Here is a 16,235-nt window from a genome sequence, read left to right as displayed (position 1 = left end):
CGCGCGGAGAGGCCGGACTCACCCGGCGGAGTCGGCGGCCTCCGTGACGACGAACGGCGCGAGCCAGCCGGGGGTGACCTCGGCGGCGAAGGCCACGCCCTCGGCCTCACCGACGTCGATCGCCGCGTAGCCCCCGCTGCCCGCGCCGACCCCGGCCGTCACGGTCAGCAGGCGCGCCTGCCGCTGGAACCAGGTCTGGCGCAGCTTCCAGCCGACCACGGCCCGCTCCTCGATCACGGCCTGCGAACGGCGCAGCGAACCCGACCTGACCGACAGGCGGGAACCGTCGTAGGTGTGACCGAGGGACCTGTAGCGGTCCAGCCCGAGCGGCACGCCCAGCACCGCGAGAAGCAGGGCGACCGACGCCGGGATCCACCACAGCGGCGACCAGGCCAGGGCGGCGGCCACCGCGCAGCCCGCGACCACCAGCCACGGGAAGACGGCGCGGAACAGCCTGCGCCTGCGCGCGGCGGGCGGGTGTGCCCGCAGCCCGGTGGCGATCGGGCCGACCGCCTCGCCGACCACCTTCAGAACCGTGGCGCGCGGCGCCACCGGCATCAGCTGTCCCCGGGTCCGCGAGTCACCCAGCCCGGTCACGATCGCCCACGCGCGGGCGACCCCCGCCCAGCGCTCGGCCACCCCCTCGACCAGCTCGAACCCGCGCACCCTGCGCCGCTCGAGCGACACGCTCCTGCGCGTGACCAGGCCGCGCTCGGCGACGAGGTAGCCCTCCCTGGCACGCAGGGTGAAGTCCCAGTTGAACACGGCGTACATGACCGCGCCCACGACCGGCATGGCCAGCACCAGCAGCACCAGGGCCGCGGCGAGGAGCGCGGGATGCTCCCAGAGCCACTCCCCCGCGCCGATCACGACCCGTCCGTCGATCCTGAACTCCGAGCCCCACTGGAACGCCGCGCCCACGGCACCGGCGACCAGCGCGAACGGGGTCAGCAGGTAGGCCCCGGACAGGGGACCGTAGGCGAGCCACGCACGGGGCACCACGAAGAACACCCGCTCGGGGGTCGTCTCACCGACCTCGTGACGGGCCGAGAACGGTCCCGCGTTCCCCCGGCCCCCACCGGAGCCCGTCTCGGGTCCGGCGACCGCGCCGGCCATCGCGGGATCGTCCGTCGCGACCTGTGAGGCGCCCTCCCGGCTCTGGGCACGCCGCGCCATCCGGGCCCGGGCGTGCCAGAGCAGGACGGCCTTGAGCCGCTCCGCCTCGGCGACCGTCACCCCGTCGAGCTCGCCCTCCTGCTTGTCGTCGCCGCCCGCGCCGGTGTCGATCCTGAGGACGGCGATGCCGAGCAGGCGGTGCAACGGCGGGTTGCTGACGTCGACGCCGCGGATCCGCTCCAGCGGGATCGTCCGTACCGACCTGCTGACCAGGGCCCTGGTGAGCTCCATCCTGTCCCCCGCGACCCGGTAGGTGAAGGTGGCCCAGCGCGCCGCGGCGTAGACGACCGAGCCGACGACGCCGAAGGCCGCCCACCCGAACGAGCCGGGCGAGAAGCCGCCGATGAACAGCACACCGGCCAGCGGCAGGAAGAGCGAGGGGAGCATCCGGATCGGGTCCGTCAGCAGCACCTTGGGGCTGAGCCGCAGCGGCGGCTCCGAAGGCGGCGGAGCGAGGTTCCGGCCGTCCGGCGGAACCGGTGGGTCCGGGGCGCCCCATGCCGGAACGCCCTCCCGGTCCCGGGGCGCGGCCCGCGGGCCCGGCGCGGGGAACCCCCCCTCGGGCACTCCTCGGACGATGTCCGGGGAGTCGGCGGGGTCACCCCAGGGGCGCGTCGGCTCGGCGGGCCCGGTCACGTCGCGTCGTCCCTCAGCTCCTCGGCCCGCCGGGCGAGCTCCGAGGCCAGGGCGGCGGCGACGCCGTAGTCGAGCCCCTTGATAGTGGACGACCCGGCGTGGGAGGCGGTGCGGATCTCCACCGTGGCCAGTCCCAGGGCCCGCTCGAACCAGCCCTGGGCCTTGTCGACCGTCTGGATCCGGCTGACCGGGACGAACGCCCACTCCCTGCTGATCCACCCGGAACGGGCGTAGACCACGTCCCCGCTGAGCTCCCAGCGGTGCACGGCGTAACGCCAGAACGGCTCGGCGATCGCGCCCGGGAGCACGGCGACCACGGTCAGCGCGGGCAGCCACCAGATGTGGTCGAGCGCCCAGCCGGGCAGCCAGGACCATCGGTCGCCGTCGATCCATCGCGCGAGGAGGAAGGAGCCGCCGATCAGGACGACGGACCAGAACAGCTGTTCCAGCAGCCACAGCACGATGGCCTTGCGGGAGACCGGGTTGGCGGGGGCCCGCAGCGGGACGCGCCCGGGCACGGCGGCCCGCCCGCTCACACGAGCCACGGCCCCGCCCGTGATGTCTGCGTGCTCGTCGGCTTGGTCGCTCACGCTGTCAGCCTAAACGGTCCCGTCCCGGCGAGCCGCGCCTCATGTCCGCGATCTCCGGCGGCCCTTCCGCGCCACGCGGCGTTCTTCCCGCGCCACGCGACGGCCGAGGGGTGGCAGGGGACGATCGGGAAGAGATCGGCGTGGCCGGTCGTTCCGGTCTCCCGGCGAGATCGGCGGCGCCGCGCGGGACATCCGGCCGATCTACCCTGTCCGGGCGAGCCGTGCCCGGGCGGCGGAGGCGGCCGGGCGTGCGGTGCCCCCGGAGAACGGGGCGCCGCCGGGACGTGCTCGCGAGAGCGGTCCGGCCGGAAGGCGAGAACACGAGAACGGGAGTGTGTCACGTGCTGGTGATCCACGGCGCATGGGTCGAGGGGCGACTGGCCGTCTGGGCGGAGGACACCTCCCGCGCACCGGGCACCGCCTCCCGGGCCACGATACGCCCCCACCCCTTCGCGGCCCCGGCGTCCGCGCTGGCCCTCGCCCTCGCCGGGACCGCCCCGGGCGAGGAGGTCTCCCCCGGCCCGGCCACCGCGGCGGCGGGCGGAGCAGCGGGCGGCGCTGCGGGCGGGGCGGGAATCGGCGCCGGAGCCGAGGAGCGCGAGCTGACCGTCCGGCTGCCCGGCTCGGCCGGCGGGCCGCTGCCCTCGCCGGAGTCCGGCCTGACGAGCCGGGCGCGCACCCCGGGGATCCTCACCTGGCGCGTCCCCGCGCTGCTGCTCTCCCGCGCGGACGCGCTCCACCTGCTCGGCTCCCCTGCCGTCCGGGAGGCGGGCCCGGCCGCCCCGGGGCCCGGGGACCCGGCCGCGACGGGCGAGGAGGCCGGCTGGCGGCCCGGCCTGTCCCTGCGGTACTTCGCCGTGGTCGCCGAGCACGCGTGGAGCCTGGTACGGCGCGGCCGGATCCTGCCCCGGCTCGTCGTGGAGGACGGCGAGCCCGCGGCCCGCTGGCGGCCCGTGCTCACCGGCGCCGACCTGGCCGCGCTCGGCGAGGTCGGCGCCGCGATGCCCCCGGTCTGCAGGGCGGTGCCGGGGGAACGCCCGTCCGCCGAGGTGCTCGACGAGTCGCTGAACGGCCTGGTGGACGGCGCGGCACGGCTGTCGCTGCCCGAGCGCCTCATCCTCGGCAACCGGCCCGGGCTCAGGGCGCCGCTGCCCGACCGCTGGCTGTACGCGCTGACCGGTGAGGACGCCGCGCTTCCCGCCGCCAGGCCCGCCGAGCGGGCCGCCCTCGGTGAGGCCCTCGACGGCTGGTTCTCCGCCGCCCACGAGCTGGACGGGCCCGTCAGGGCCTGTTTCCGGCTGATCGAGCCCGCCGGGGACGACGACGCGTGGCGGGTGGAGTTCGGCCTCGCCCCCGCCCCGGACCGCTCTCCCGGCCGTTCCGGCCCGCCTCCCGGCCCCGTCCTCCCCGGCGACGGGGACGGGGACGGGGACGAGCCCGGTTACCTGTCCGCCGACCTGATCCGGGCCGGGCGGCGGGCACCCTGGCTGCCCGAACGGCCGCTCGAGGTCCTGGACACCGAGCTGGCGCGGGCCGTACGGCTCCACCCCGATCTGCACCGCGCGCTGCGCGCCCCCCGGCCGTCCGGCCTGACGGTCGAGACCGCCTGGGCGTTCTCCTTCCTGCGCAACGGCGCGCCCGCGCTCAGGGCCGCCGGATACGACGTACGGCTGCCCGCCTGGGCGGGACGCCAGGGACTGGGCCTGAAGCTGACCACGCGCGCCCTCGGCGGCGAGGAGGACCTCGGCCTGGGCGGGCGGGTGGCCCTCAGGGTGGACGTGGCCGTCGGCGACCACACGATCGGCCCGGAGGAGCTGGCCGGCCTGGCGAGACTCGGGATCCCCCTGGTCCGGGTCGGAGGGCGGTGGATCGAGCTGGACGAGCGGCAGCTGAAGGCCGCGCTGGCGGTCGTCGAGCGGCGCGGCGACGGCGGCGAGACGACCGTGGGAGCGGTGATCCGCGAGGTCGTGGAGGGCGGGGACGAGGAGCTGCCGCTGCTCTCGGTGGACGCCGACGGCGTCCTCGGCGACCTGCTGTCCGGCGAGACCGAGCGCCGCCTCACCCCGGTGGACGTGCCCGCGGCCCTCAACGGGACGCTCCGCCCCTACCAGCAGCGGGGCCTGGCCTGGCTGAGCTTCCTGTCCGGGCTCGGCCTCGGCGGGATCCTCGCCGACGACATGGGGCTGGGCAAGACCGTCTCCACGCTCTCCCTGCTGCTGTCGGAGCGCGAGGGCGGCTCGCCCCGTCCGACGCTGCTGATCTGCCCGATGTCCCTGGTCGGCAACTGGCAGAAGGAGGCGGCCAGGTTCGCCCCCTCCCTGCGGGTCCACGTCCACCACGGCGGCTCGCGCATGCGGGACGGGGATCTGGCGGCCGCCGTACGGCGGGCGGACCTGGTCGTCACCACCTACGGCACGGCGCTGCGCGACCTGGGGACGCTGGCGGCGCTGGAGTGGGGCCGGGTGGTCTGCGACGAGGCCCAGGCGATCAAGAACAGCGCCGCGCGGCAGTCCGCGGCGGTGCGCTCCATCCCGGCCGGGACCCGGCTCGCCCTGACCGGCACCCCGGTGGAGAACCGTCTCTCCGAGCTGTGGTCCATCATGGAGTTCTGCAACCCTGGGCTGCTCGGCTCCGCCAGGCGGTTCAGGAATCGCTATCAGGAGCCGATCGAGACCCGGCGCGACGAGGACGCCACGAGGGCGCTGAAACGCGCCACCGGGCCGTTCCTGCTGCGGCGGCTCAAGACCGACCGGTCCATCATCTCCGACCTGCCGGAGAAACTGGAGATGAAGGTCTGGTGCACTCTGACCCCCGAGCAGGCGCGGCTGTACGAGGCCGTCGTCGACGACATGCTTCACCGGATCGACGGCTCGGCGGGCGCCGGGCGGCGCGCCAACGTGATGGCCACGATGACCCGGCTCAAGCAGGTCTGCAACCACCCCGCCCACCTGCTCAAGGACGGCTCCCAGCTGGCGGGCCGATCGGGAAAGCTCGCCAGGCTGGAGGAGATCGCCGGGGAGATCGTCGAGGAGGGGGACAAGGCGCTGGTGTTCACCCAGTACGCCGAGTTCGGCTCCCTCCTGCGTCCCTACCTGGCCGCCCGCCTGGACCGGCCGGTGCTGTGGCTGCACGGCGGGCTGTCGAAGAGCGCGCGTGAGGAACTGGTCGAACGGTTCCAGCGCGACGACGAGCCGATGCTGTTCCTGCTGTCGCTGAAGGCGGGCGGGACCGGGCTCAACCTGACCGGGGCCAACCACGTGATCCATGTGGACCGGTGGTGGAATCCGGCGGTCGAGGACCAGGCGACCGACCGGGCCTTCCGGATCGGCCAGACGAGGAACGTCCAGGTCAGGAAGTTCATCTGCCTGGACACACTGGAGGAGCGGATCGACGCGATGATCGAACGGAAGAAGTCGCTCGCCGAGAGCGTGGTCGGCGCCGGTGAGGAGTGGATCGCGGACCTGTCGACCGAGCAGCTGCGCGAGCTGTTCCGGCTCGGCCCCGGGGCGGTGAGCTGACGTGGAGGACGTCCCGGCCGAGGACGCGCCGTTCGAGGAGCGCGTGGCCGACTTCTACTCCCCCGGCGTCTCACTGCACCGGTTGCGGCCGCGCCCCGGTGCCGCGGCCGCCCCTGTGACCCCCGCGGCCCCCGCGGACCTGCTGCTTCGGATGCTGGAGCCGCCGCCGGTCAAGGTCCGGCACATCCCGCTCGTCGACCTGCTCAGGCGGCCCTACCGCGAGCTGGACGGCCGCGGGTAGCCCCGCGCCGCCACCCTCCCCGGGGCCCCGCGGACGCCTCCCGCGGGCCCCTGTGAGGCCGCGGGAGGCCCGCGTCCCCCGCGCGTCTCCGCCGTCCTGTTTCCCGGCCCGCGTCCCCGCGCGTTCCCGCGCGTCCCGGCCGCCCCGGTTTCCCGGCCCGTGTCCCCCGCGCGTCCGGCCGTCCCGTCCCCGCGGCCGTGTCTCCGGTCTCACATAGATCCCGATTCAGGATCGGATCCACCCGATGACTGTTTTCCCGATCGGCCCCTCACCGCGGTCCCCGCGGACCGGCCGGAGAACCGCTCTTCGAGGCCCCGGGAACGGTACGGCGACCGGCGCGATCCGACCGGCGCCGGATAGCGGCAGGTCGGAGCAGGTACGGGTGCGCCGCCCTCCGATGTGGCGCCCCTCGCCGGGAGGGCGGGACCGCCCGGGACCGGTGCCGGCGAAGCCGGCCTCCGTGTCCAAGGTCACTCTCCACCTCCTCCGCTTCTGTCCGATTCCCAAGTATTTCCGCGCCGTGGAACCTCGCGATCCGGTCTGCGCATCTTCCAGATCCGCGTAGCATCATCGGGCATGGGGCAGCCGCAAACGTCTACGCGCCGCCCGCGGTGGGCCGCAGGAACGGCACTGGCCGCGGCGCTCGTCGTCGTATCCTCAGGCTGCGGGCTGGGAGGCAGCTCCGCGTCCGCCGACCGGTTACAGCTGGAGCCGATCAGCGTCTCGAGCCCCCAACTGCGGGACGGGGCGGCTCTGCCGTCCGACTACTCGTGCAAGGGGTCGGTGGGCAACCCGCCACTGCGGTGGTCGGGCGTACCGAACGGCACGAAGTCGGTCGCGATCGTGGTCGACAACAACTCACGCACCGGTGGAGAGGTGAACTGGGTCGTGTTCGACATCGACCCGCGCACCAACGAGGTGGCCGAGGGCAGTGTCCCGGTGGGCGCCGTCGAGGGAAGCACGACCGGCGGCAAGGCGGGCTACGCCCCTCCCTGCCGCACCCAGGAGAACTACCGTTTCACCGTGTACGCGCTCAACGCCAGGGTCGATCTCGCCAAGGGGGCATCCCTGGAGAAGACCTTGAAGAGCATCGCGGGCAAAACGATCGCCTGGGGACGGCTCACCACGGCGCACATCGAGTGACAGCCCAAACACCGGAGGTAGTAATGGTTACCAATTCTTCACTTAGGGTGTGACAACGCTCATAGTGGTCCGACACAATCAGATCCAATGTCCGTGCGCAGGTGATGCAAGGGGGCAGGTCGCGTCGATGGCCGCGCGACCTCACCGGCGCCGCTGGAAGGCCATGGCCTTGAGGGTGGTGCAATGATCGCGGTCGTAGTAAGTCTGGTCGCCGTCGTGCTCCTCGTGCTCGTCGTCGTGGCACTGGGAATGCGGTCGATGAACCGCAGGGAGAGCGCGCTCCCCGCGGAACGCCTTCGCGAGTTGGAGGAGAAGGAGGCGCAGACACCCGGGGTGTCCATCGACGACTTCGCGACTCGGGAGCCGAAGATGAACCACTTCAGCCCCGACCTGACACCGTTCGACGAGCCGAAGCCTCCCCGGCAGCCCCGCCCCGCGAGCTCGCGCGGCAAGCGCGGCGTGAACGAGTTCGGCGTGGCCGACGACTACGACGACGACTACTGGACGCGGCTCCAGGCTGACGAGGGCGGTTTCGGAGGGTCCTTGGCAGCCCGGATGGGCACGAGCCGTCCCGCTTCCGCCGACCGGGGGCACTCCCCGGCGGTGACGGACGCGGACGCGGTGACCATGCAGGCGCCGCTGCCGACCAGGCCGCAGCCGCCCAGGCCCGCGCAGGCCCCGGTGCCGCCGCCCGCCCCGGCCGTCGCCTCCGCCTCGCTGCCCTCCGGCCTCGCCGACCTGGTCGAGCCGGTCCAGCCGAACCCGGCTCCCACCGCCGCCGCGCTCGCCGACCAGAAGACGGTCACCTTCGCCGCCCCCACCCCCGGCGCCTTCGGCGAGACCCGCGCCCCGCGTCCCAGCTCCCGTCGTGGCAGCGGACGCGCGGCGGCAGCGGCGGCCGCGGGCGGCGGAAACGGCACGCCCTCCCGGCCCGACCCGCTGAACGACCCGCTGGGCGGCCCCTATCCGCGCGGCGCCTCGCCCGCGCCCGCCCGCGGCCCGATGGCCGGCGGCGGGACGCCGGGACGCGGCGTGCCCGGCTCGGTGCCCGCCCAGGACGCGGGACCGGTCCCCCCGCCGATGCCCCCCATGGGCCCGACCACCAGCGGCGGTTTCCCCGCGAGCCCTGGCACCGGCCCGGCCCCCGCCTACGGTGCGCCCGAAGCGCCCAAGCAGGTCTCGGACAATCCCTGGGCACGGGCGACCGCCCCCGACTCGGGAGGCTGGTCGGCGGCGATGAACGCCGACATCCTCGACGATCCGGCGCCGTCCTACACCTCCTACCAGAACCCGGTGTACGGCGGCCCGTCCGCCACCCCGCCCGCCGCCCCGTCGGCGGCCTCCTACGAGGTGAGCTCCGGCTGGGCGACCATCGACGACGACGCGCTCACCGGCCCGACCCCGGCGATCTCCACCCCGACGGGCCCCTCCAGGACGGTCTCCTCCCGCGACGACCACACGCGCGCCGGCGGTGGCGCGGGCGGCTACGGCTACGACCCCGCCACCCCCTCCGCGTGGCCCGAGACCGCCTCCGCCGGCGGTGACGGCACCGCCAAGACGGCCTGGCCGAGCTACGGGGAGCTCTACGGCAACGGGCCCGGAGCGGCCCCCGCCGACGGACAGGGAAACAGGGACTCCAGGGGAAATCACCATCGGGCCCAGGACCCGGACTACCCCGACTATTACCGCTGATTTCCTCCGGTGTCCGTAAAAGGCCACGCTAATTACTTAACCCAGGAGGCATCCACATCGTAGTGTCTGGCCCATGGGGACGGACACGAAGAGCGACACCTCGCTCACGAAGAGCGGTCTGACATCCGTGCTACGGCACGACCTGCCCGCCTCCCTGGTGGTCTTCCTGGTGGCGGTACCCCTCTCACTGGGTATCGCGGTCGCCTCGGGGGCGCCGCCGGTCGCCGGCCTCGTCGCCGGTGTGATCGGCGGCGTCGTCGCCGGCTTCCTGGGCGGCTCGGTCGTCCAGGTGAGCGGACCGGCCGCCGGACTCTCACTGGTGGTCGCCGAGCTGGTCGGCACGTACGGCTGGCGGGCGACCTGCACGATCACCCTGCTGGCCGGCGCCCTGCAGCTGCTGCTGGGAACGTGCCGGGTCGCGCGCGCGGCACTGGCGGTCTCGCCCGCCGTCGTGCACGGCATGCTCGCCGGGGTCGGCGTGGTGATCGCCCTGGCCCAGCTGCACGTGGTGCTCGGCGGCACCCCGCAGCGGTCCGCCGTGGAGAACCTGATCGAGCTGCCCGGGCAGATCGCCGACAACCACAGCCACGCGGTCTTCGTCGGCCTGCTCACCATCGGCGTCCTGATCGGCTGGACGCGCCTGCCGCGGCGGCTCCGCATCGTGCCCGCGCCGCTGGCCGCCCTGCTGGTGGCCTCGGTGACCGCCGCGGCGTTCGGCTGGAACGTCACCCGGATCGACCTGTCGGCGAGCCTGAGCGACTGGGCCGCGCCGGTCTGGCCGAAGGGCGACTGGCACGGGATCATCGCGGCGGTGATGCTCGTGGCGCTGCTGGCGGGGGTCGAGTCGCTGCTCTGCTCGGTGGCCACCGACAAACAGCACGGCGGCAGGCGGTCCGACCTGGACCGGGAACTGAGCGCCCAGGGCGTGGCCAACATGGTGAGCGGCGCGCTGGGCGGCCTGCCCGTCGCCGGGGTCATCGTGCGCAGCACGACCAACATCCGCGCCGGGGCCCGCAGCCGCTGGTCCACGGTCCTGCACGGCGTCTGGATCCTCGTGTTCGCCGTCTGCCTGGGATGGACGATCACGCTGATCCCCATGGAGGCGCTGGCCGCCCTGCTGGTCTTCATCGGCGTCCAGATGGTCAACATGGGGCACCTGCGCAACCTGCGCGGCCACCGCGAGATACCGATCTACTGCGTCACCATGGCCGGGGTCGTGCTGCTGGGTCTCGCCGAGGGCATCCTGCTCGGCCTGGGCATCGCCGCGCTGTCGGCGCTGCGCCGCCTCACCCGGGTCACCGTACGGGCCACGCCCGAGCCCGACGGCCGCTGGCACGTGCTGGTCGGGGGCTCGCTGACCTTCCTCGGCGTGCCGAGGATCACCTCGGAGCTGCGTGCCATTCCCCGGGGGGCGGCGGTCGACCTGGACCTGAACATCGACTTCATGGACAACGCGGCCTTCGAGGCCGTCCACGCCTGGCGGCAGGAGCACGAGCGCGGGGGCGGCACCGTGGACATCGACGAGATCCACGACGAGTGGTACGCCATGGCCGCCAGCGGCGCCAGGCTGTTCCCGGTCAAGACCCCGCCGCGGGCGCCGGACCGCTGGTGGCTGCCCTGGGCGCACCGGCGGCGCGGGTGGGCGGCGATCGCGGACCTCCGGGACCGGCACGCGCCGGACGGCACCGCCCTCGCCGCGCCGGGCCGGCGGACGCGGAGCGGGCAGGGCCCCGCCGTACCCGCCGGGCAGGTGCCGGGCGGGAGCGGGCCTTCCGTTCCGGGCCAGCGTGCCCCGGAGGAGGACCACCCCGCCGCGCCGGACCTGATCGCGGGGGCACGGGAGTTCCACCGCCGTACGGCACCGCTGGTCCGCCCGTTCCTGCACGCGATGGCCCGCAAGCAGGAGCCCTCCCACCTGTTCATCACCTGCGCCGACTCCCGGATCGTGCCCAACCTGATCACCGCCAGCGGTCCCGGCGACCTGTTCACCGTCCGCAACATCGGCAACCTGGTTCCCCGCCGGGGCACGGCACCCCCGGACGACTCGGTGGCGGCCGCGATCGAGTACGCCACCGGGGCGCTCACCGTCAAGTCCATCACGGTCTGCGGCCACTCGGGCTGCGGGGCCATGGCCGCGCTGCTCGGCGGCGGGGAGCAGGCGACGGAGCTGCCCTCGCTGGGCCGCTGGCTGCGTCACGGCGACCACAGTCTGGCGCGTTTCACCGCGCTGGAGAGCGAGGGCGCGGACGACGCCGACGACAGGGGCCCGCTGGACCGCCTGTGCCGGATCAACGTGATCCAGCAGCTGGAGAACCTGCGGACCCACCCCCGGGTGGACCGGCTCGTCCGGGAGGGGCGCCTGGAGCTGGTGGGCCTCTACTTCGACATCGCCGCGGCCCGGGTCCACATCCTCGACCAGCCCCCGGTCGCACCGAGTCCGCTCTGAGTCCGCACCGAGTCCGCCCCGAGTCCGCTCTGAGTCCGCTCTGAGCGGACGGCTTGCGCCAGGGGTGAAAGCCGATGATCTCCCTCGAACCCGGGCGAACAATGAGCGACATGAGAATTCTGGTTATCGGCGGTTCGGTCTTCCTGGGCCGGGCGATCGTCGAGGAGGCGCTGCGGCGCGGGCACGAGGTGACCACGTTCAACCGGGGCAGGAGCGGCGCCGACCTGCCCGGTGTCGAAGCGGTCAGGGGCGACCGCGAGGTCGCCGAGGACCTGGCGCGACTGACCGAGGGGCGGGAGTGGGACGCCGTCGTCGACGTCTGCGGATTCGTGCCCCGGGTGGTCGGCGCGTCGGTCCGCGCCCTGAACGGGAAGGCGGCGACCTACGCGTTCGTCTCCAGCATCTCGGCCTGCTCCACCTGGCCCGCCGAGGCGGGCTCCGACGAGGGCTCGCCCCGCTTCGAGTGCGCCCCGGACGCCGGTCCGGAGGACGGGGACTACGGCACGCTCAAGGCGGGATGCGAGCGCGCCGTCGAGCGGGGCTTCGACGGCAACGTCCTGATCGTCGAACCGGGCCTCATCCTCGGGCCGCGCGAGAACGTCGGCCGCCTGCCCTGGTGGCTGACCCGCGTCGCCCGGGGCGGGCGGGTCCTCGCTCCCGGCGATCCCGGCACGAGGATGCAGGTCATCGACGCGCGCGACATCGCCGCCTTCACCCTCGCCCAGGCCGAGGCGGGGGTGAGCGACCGCTTCTTCACCGGCGGGGTGCTCGGCAACGTCACCTACGGCGACCTGCTGGCGGAGTGCCGGGCGGTGACGGGTTCTGACGCGGAGTTCGTCTGGGTGAAGGACCACTTCCTGCTCGACCGGGAGGTCGCCCCGTGGACCGAGCTGCCGCTGTGGGCACCCGAGGGTCCCGACTTCGCCGGTGTCTGGCTGGCGTCGTCGGCGAAGGCCCACGCGGCGGGGTTGCGCTGCCGTCCCGTCGCCGAGACCGTACGCGACACCTGGGCCTGGCTCCGTGAGATCCCCGAGGCGGAGCGTTCCTTCGGCAGGCACGGCATCGATCCGGAGAAGGAGGCGAAGATCCTGACCGAGTGGTCATAGGAGCGGCGCGCGTTCCGGCCCCCGGCGGCCGGAACGCCGGCGTCGACACCGACCGGCCGGTTCCCTGACGTCCGTCCCGGGAGCCGGACGTCAGGAGACCGGCCCTCTTGGTTCCGCGGGCTCCGCCGGACGCTGGAAGGTGGCATAAAGCCACCACAGCGAGGGCAGCAGGATCAGGGCGCCCACGGCGAGTGAGCCCAGGCTGGCGGCCAGCACCGCGTCCGTCGCCGCCGCCCGGCGCAGCGGGACCCCGGGCAGCAGCTCGGGGTACTGCCCGATCCCCCAGCCCCACAGCAGGCCGACGACCGCGAGCGCGGCGGTCACCCGTACCGCCAGGTAGACGCGCAGCCACAGCAGTACCAGCGACGCCAGGCCGCAGAGCACCGACAGGACCAGCAGCGGCAGGGCGCGCCCGGAGGTCAGCGCGGCGAACAACTTCGGGGCGTCGGCGGCCAGCACGATCAGGCCGGCCGCCGACAGCAGGCCGACGACCGCCCCGGCCACCAGCGCGCGGCGGCGGAAGGCCTCGGCCAGCCCGCCTTTCCCCTCGCGCTGGGCGTCGCGGGTGAGATAGACGGCGGCGAGGTAGGCCGCGGTGCCGATCGCCAGGGCACCGCTGACCAGGGAGGTGGGATTGACCCAGCTGGTGATCAGGTCGCCCCTGGCGATGCCCGGCGGCACCCGGCCCGAGGCGATCGCTCCGGCCACGGTTCCCAGGAAGAACGGCGTGACGACGGAGGAGAAGGCGAAGGTGGCGCCGAACAGCCGCTGCTGCCACAGCTCGACGCTGGCCTTGCGGAAGGCGAACGCCGCACCCCTGGCGATGATGCCCAGCGCGGCCATGGTCAGCGGGATGTAGAGGGTGGAGGCGACGGCGGCGAACACCGACGGGACACCGGTCCACATCAGCACGAGGACGAAGATCAGCCAGACGTGGTTGGCCTCCCACACCGGGCCGATGGCGTGCTCGACGAGGTCGCGCTGCTCGCGCCCGCGCCGGGAGCCGCCCGCCAGCAGATCCCACACGCCGCCGCCGAAGTCGGCCCCGCCGAACAGGACGTAGGCGCTCAGACCGATCCACAGTACGGCCAGCAGGATCTCGGGAAGGGGCATGCCTTGTCCTTCAGACGACCTTGTAGCCGGTGACGTCGCTCTCCTGCGGCGCGATCGGGACGGGGCTGTGGCGGGCCAGGAGACGCAGCACGTAGACGCTCGCGACGGTCAGCGCGACGTAGACGGCGGTGACGATCACGAAGCCGTACACGAGCCCCGGGGCGGGGTTGACGGCATCGGCGGTGCGCATCACGCGGTAGACGATCCACGGCTGCCGGCCGACCTCGGTGACGGTCCAGCCGGCCTCCAGGGCTGCCACCGCCCCCACCCCGGACAGTGCCGCCGCGCGCGTGAACCACGGCGAGCGGGGCAGGTCCCGGTGGTGTTTCCAGGTGACCGCCAGCCAGACCGCCAGGATCAGCAGGGCGAAGCCGACGGCCACCATGATCTGGAAGGACCAGTGGACGATGTTCACCGGCGGCCAGTCGGCCTCGGGGACCCTGTCGAGTCCCTCGATCTCCGCGTCGGGACTCCATCGGGCCAGCAGGGAGAGCCCTCTGGGGATCTCCAGGGCGTAGCGCAGCTCCCCGTCGACGGCGACACCGCCCAGGTGCAGGGGGCTGCCTCGCATGGTGTGGAAGACGCCCTCCATGGCGGCGAGCTTGACCGGCTGGTTGTCTGCGACGAAGTGGGCGGCCCAGTCCCCCACGCCGATCTGCACCGGGGTGACGATCGCGGCGACGGTGAAGGGCAGCAGGAAGCCCAGGCGGTGGTAGCGGTCCCGCCGCCCGCGCAGCATCGCCACGGCGTAGACGCTCGCGATGCCGAACCCCGTCACCATGAAGGCGGCCAGGATCATGTGGACGGTCTGCGGCGGGGTCGCCGGGTTGAACATCGCCGCCCACGGGCTGACCGAGACGATCCGGCCGTGCGCGACCTCGAAGCCGGTCGGCTGCTGCATCCACGCGTTGGCCGTGACGACGAAGAAGGCGCTGGCGACCCCGGCGACGACGATGGGGATCCCGGACAGGATGTGTTTGCCGGGCGTGAGACGGTCCCAGGCGTAGAGGTAGATTCCCAGGAAGATGGCCTCGACGAAGAAGGCGATGCCCTCCAGGGAGAACGGCAGGCCGATGACCTCGCCGTAGGTGCCCATCAGCCCCGGCCACAGCAGCCCCATCTCGAAGGACAGGATCGTCCCCGAGACCGCGCCGACGGCGAACAGCACGCCCATCGCCCTGGCCCAGCGCCGGGCCAGCAGCCGGTAGCCGATGTCGCCGGTACGGTGCCCGCGCCATTCGGCGATCAGCGTGATGGCGGGCATGCCGACGCCGAAGCAGGCCAGGATGATGTGCCAGCCCAGGGAGAGCGCCATCTGAGTGCGCGCCGCGATGAGATCGGCCTCGGTCGCGGCGGCGGCCAGCGGGTGGATGCCCACCGGACTACCGTGCCCTCACCGCTCGCCGTACCCTCACCGCTCGCGTCCGCCCCGCCCGCGTCCGCCCCGCCCGTGCCCGAACCCGGCGCACCGCACACGCGCGACGCTCCGTCCGCGCGCAACGTCTCCCCCGCACCCGGCGCACCGCCCGCGTCCGATGCGCCGCCCCGGGTCGTCTCCCGCCCCGTGCCCTCATGTCACCCCGCCGTGCTCTCGTCTTCCCCACGTCCGTTCACCCGTGCCCCACTGGTCGCCTTACCCCCGATCCACGGATCCGACTCGCTCGGACACGGAATGTGACGACACCCGGTCGCCGTCGCCGTACAGGAGGCCGGCGTGACGGGAGGGGACGGGACCGGAGGGCGGGGTCGTCACCTTCCCCCAAACAGAACGGACACAACGGTCAGTTCACTGCAAGCAACATCAAGCCATCTGCAAGCCCCCTGACCTATCCATGGATGCGCACCGATCCATCGATGTGCTCCATCGGCGCGCGGCCATCTCCACCGCGCGCCGGCCGCACCACCATCAGGAGGAAAGACTCATGCGTGGCGCTTTTCGCCTACTGCTCGGACTCACCACCGCCGCCACCCTGGGACTCGGCGTACAGGGCGTCGCGACGGCGTCGGCCGCGGTGACCGCCTCGGGCGCATCCGCCACGACCGCGGCGGGCGCCGCCGAGACCTGGCACTGGGGACCGACCGCCTCGACCGACACGAAGGGCTGGGCCGGAGGCGTCATCAGGACCACCCGCTCCGGCCTGCGGATCTCCGGCGACCTGTACGACGCCTCGGGCGCGCGCACCTGCTCGTGGTTGAAGATCAAGTGGCTCACCGACCGCGGGAAGTACCGCGTCGCCACCTTCAGGAACTGCTCACAGTCGTCGACCCTCGCCTTCCGGGTGAACGCCGGTTACATGCTGTCCGCCGAGGCCAAGGTCTGCCGGGGCACGGCGACCAGGATCACCGGCAGGTGCTCGGACTGGGAGGGCGTCTGGTCGCAGGGCGGCTGAGCCGCCGCGGACACGCGCGGGCGGCCACCCGATCTCGCGGGTCAGGCCCCCGCCCCGCCCCTGCCCGGCTCTGGCCGTACCGGCCCTACAGGGCGATCCATTCGGTGGAGACGGTGACCTCGCGCAGGAGGTCGGGGATGGGGTCGACGCCGATGCCGGGGCCGGTGGGCACGGTCAGGTGGCC

At 73.6% G+C, this 16,235-nt stretch carries 11 protein-coding genes; 7 read left to right on the top strand and 4 right to left on the bottom strand.

Annotated elements, in window-relative coordinates:
* Positions 1-18: 18 nt before the first annotated feature.
* Positions 19-1,812, bottom strand: a complete 1,794-nt coding sequence (locus tag AB0N02_RS06805) for a PH domain-containing protein (RefSeq protein WP_363943472.1) — start codon at positions 1,810-1,812, stop codon at positions 19-21.
* On the bottom strand, positions 1,809-2,402 hold the full coding sequence (locus AB0N02_RS06800; protein WP_363943470.1) for a PH domain-containing protein: 594 nt from the start codon (positions 2,400-2,402) through the stop codon (positions 1,809-1,811). Before AB0N02_RS06800 ends, AB0N02_RS06805 begins: the two co-directional genes overlap by 4 nt.
* Before the next feature lie 341 nt (positions 2,403-2,743).
* Here AB0N02_RS06800 and AB0N02_RS06795 point away from each other — a divergent pair, with 341 nt between their 5' ends.
* From AB0N02_RS06795 to AB0N02_RS06770, 6 genes are all read left to right on the top strand, one after another.
* On the top strand, positions 2,744-5,920 hold the full coding sequence (locus AB0N02_RS06795; protein WP_363943468.1) for a DEAD/DEAH box helicase: 3,177 nt from the start codon (positions 2,744-2,746) through the stop codon (positions 5,918-5,920).
* Between the two features lies 1 nt (position 5,921).
* The gene (locus tag AB0N02_RS06790; RefSeq protein WP_363943466.1) at positions 5,922-6,161 is read left to right on the top strand and encodes a hypothetical protein; all 240 of its coding nucleotides are present in this window, start codon (positions 5,922-5,924) and stop codon (positions 6,159-6,161) included.
* A gap of 576 nt (positions 6,162-6,737) precedes the next feature.
* The gene (locus AB0N02_RS06785) at positions 6,738-7,304 is read left to right on the top strand and encodes a YbhB/YbcL family Raf kinase inhibitor-like protein (RefSeq protein ID WP_363943465.1); all 567 of its coding nucleotides are present in this window, start codon (positions 6,738-6,740) and stop codon (positions 7,302-7,304) included.
* 183 nt (positions 7,305-7,487) lie between these two features.
* Positions 7,488-8,996 carry a hypothetical protein gene (locus AB0N02_RS06780; protein WP_363943463.1) on the top strand — a complete coding sequence of 503 codons (1,509 nt, stop codon included), beginning with the start codon at positions 7,488-7,490 and terminating at the stop codon, positions 8,994-8,996.
* 73 nt (positions 8,997-9,069) lie between these two features.
* Complete coding sequence (locus tag AB0N02_RS06775) at positions 9,070-11,442, top strand: bifunctional SulP family inorganic anion transporter/carbonic anhydrase (protein WP_363943461.1); 2,373 nt, start codon at positions 9,070-9,072, stop codon at positions 11,440-11,442.
* 110 nt (positions 11,443-11,552) lie between these two features.
* The gene (locus AB0N02_RS06770; RefSeq protein WP_363943459.1) at positions 11,553-12,548 is read left to right on the top strand and encodes an NAD-dependent epimerase/dehydratase family protein; all 996 of its coding nucleotides are present in this window, start codon (positions 11,553-11,555) and stop codon (positions 12,546-12,548) included.
* Between the two features lie 90 nt (positions 12,549-12,638).
* On the opposite strand, the gene AB0N02_RS06765 is transcribed toward AB0N02_RS06770, so the two are convergent.
* Together AB0N02_RS06765 and AB0N02_RS06760 are read right to left on the bottom strand one after the other, a co-directional pair.
* Entirely contained in the window at positions 12,639-13,661 is a 1,023-nt protein-coding gene (locus tag AB0N02_RS06765) for a cytochrome d ubiquinol oxidase subunit II (protein WP_363943458.1), read from the bottom strand.
* Positions 13,662-13,671: 10 nt separating this feature from the next.
* Positions 13,672-15,039: a cytochrome ubiquinol oxidase subunit I gene (locus AB0N02_RS06760; protein ID WP_363943456.1), complete on the bottom strand. Its 1,368-nt coding sequence runs from the start codon at positions 15,037-15,039 to the stop codon at positions 13,672-13,674.
* Between the two features lie 544 nt (positions 15,040-15,583).
* Between AB0N02_RS06760 and AB0N02_RS06755 the strand changes: the two genes are divergently transcribed.
* Positions 15,584-16,051, top strand: coding sequence for a hypothetical protein (locus AB0N02_RS06755; RefSeq protein WP_363943454.1), 468 nt, complete (start codon positions 15,584-15,586; stop codon positions 16,049-16,051).
* Positions 16,052-16,235 lie beyond the last annotated feature (184 nt).

The sequence above is a fragment of the Streptosporangium sp. NPDC051022 genome, assembly GCF_040683035.1.
Lineage (GTDB): Bacteria > Actinomycetota > Actinomycetes > Streptosporangiales > Streptosporangiaceae > Streptosporangium.
Note: the sequence above shows the minus strand (reverse complement) of the source record. Positions and strands in the feature narration are given on the sequence as shown.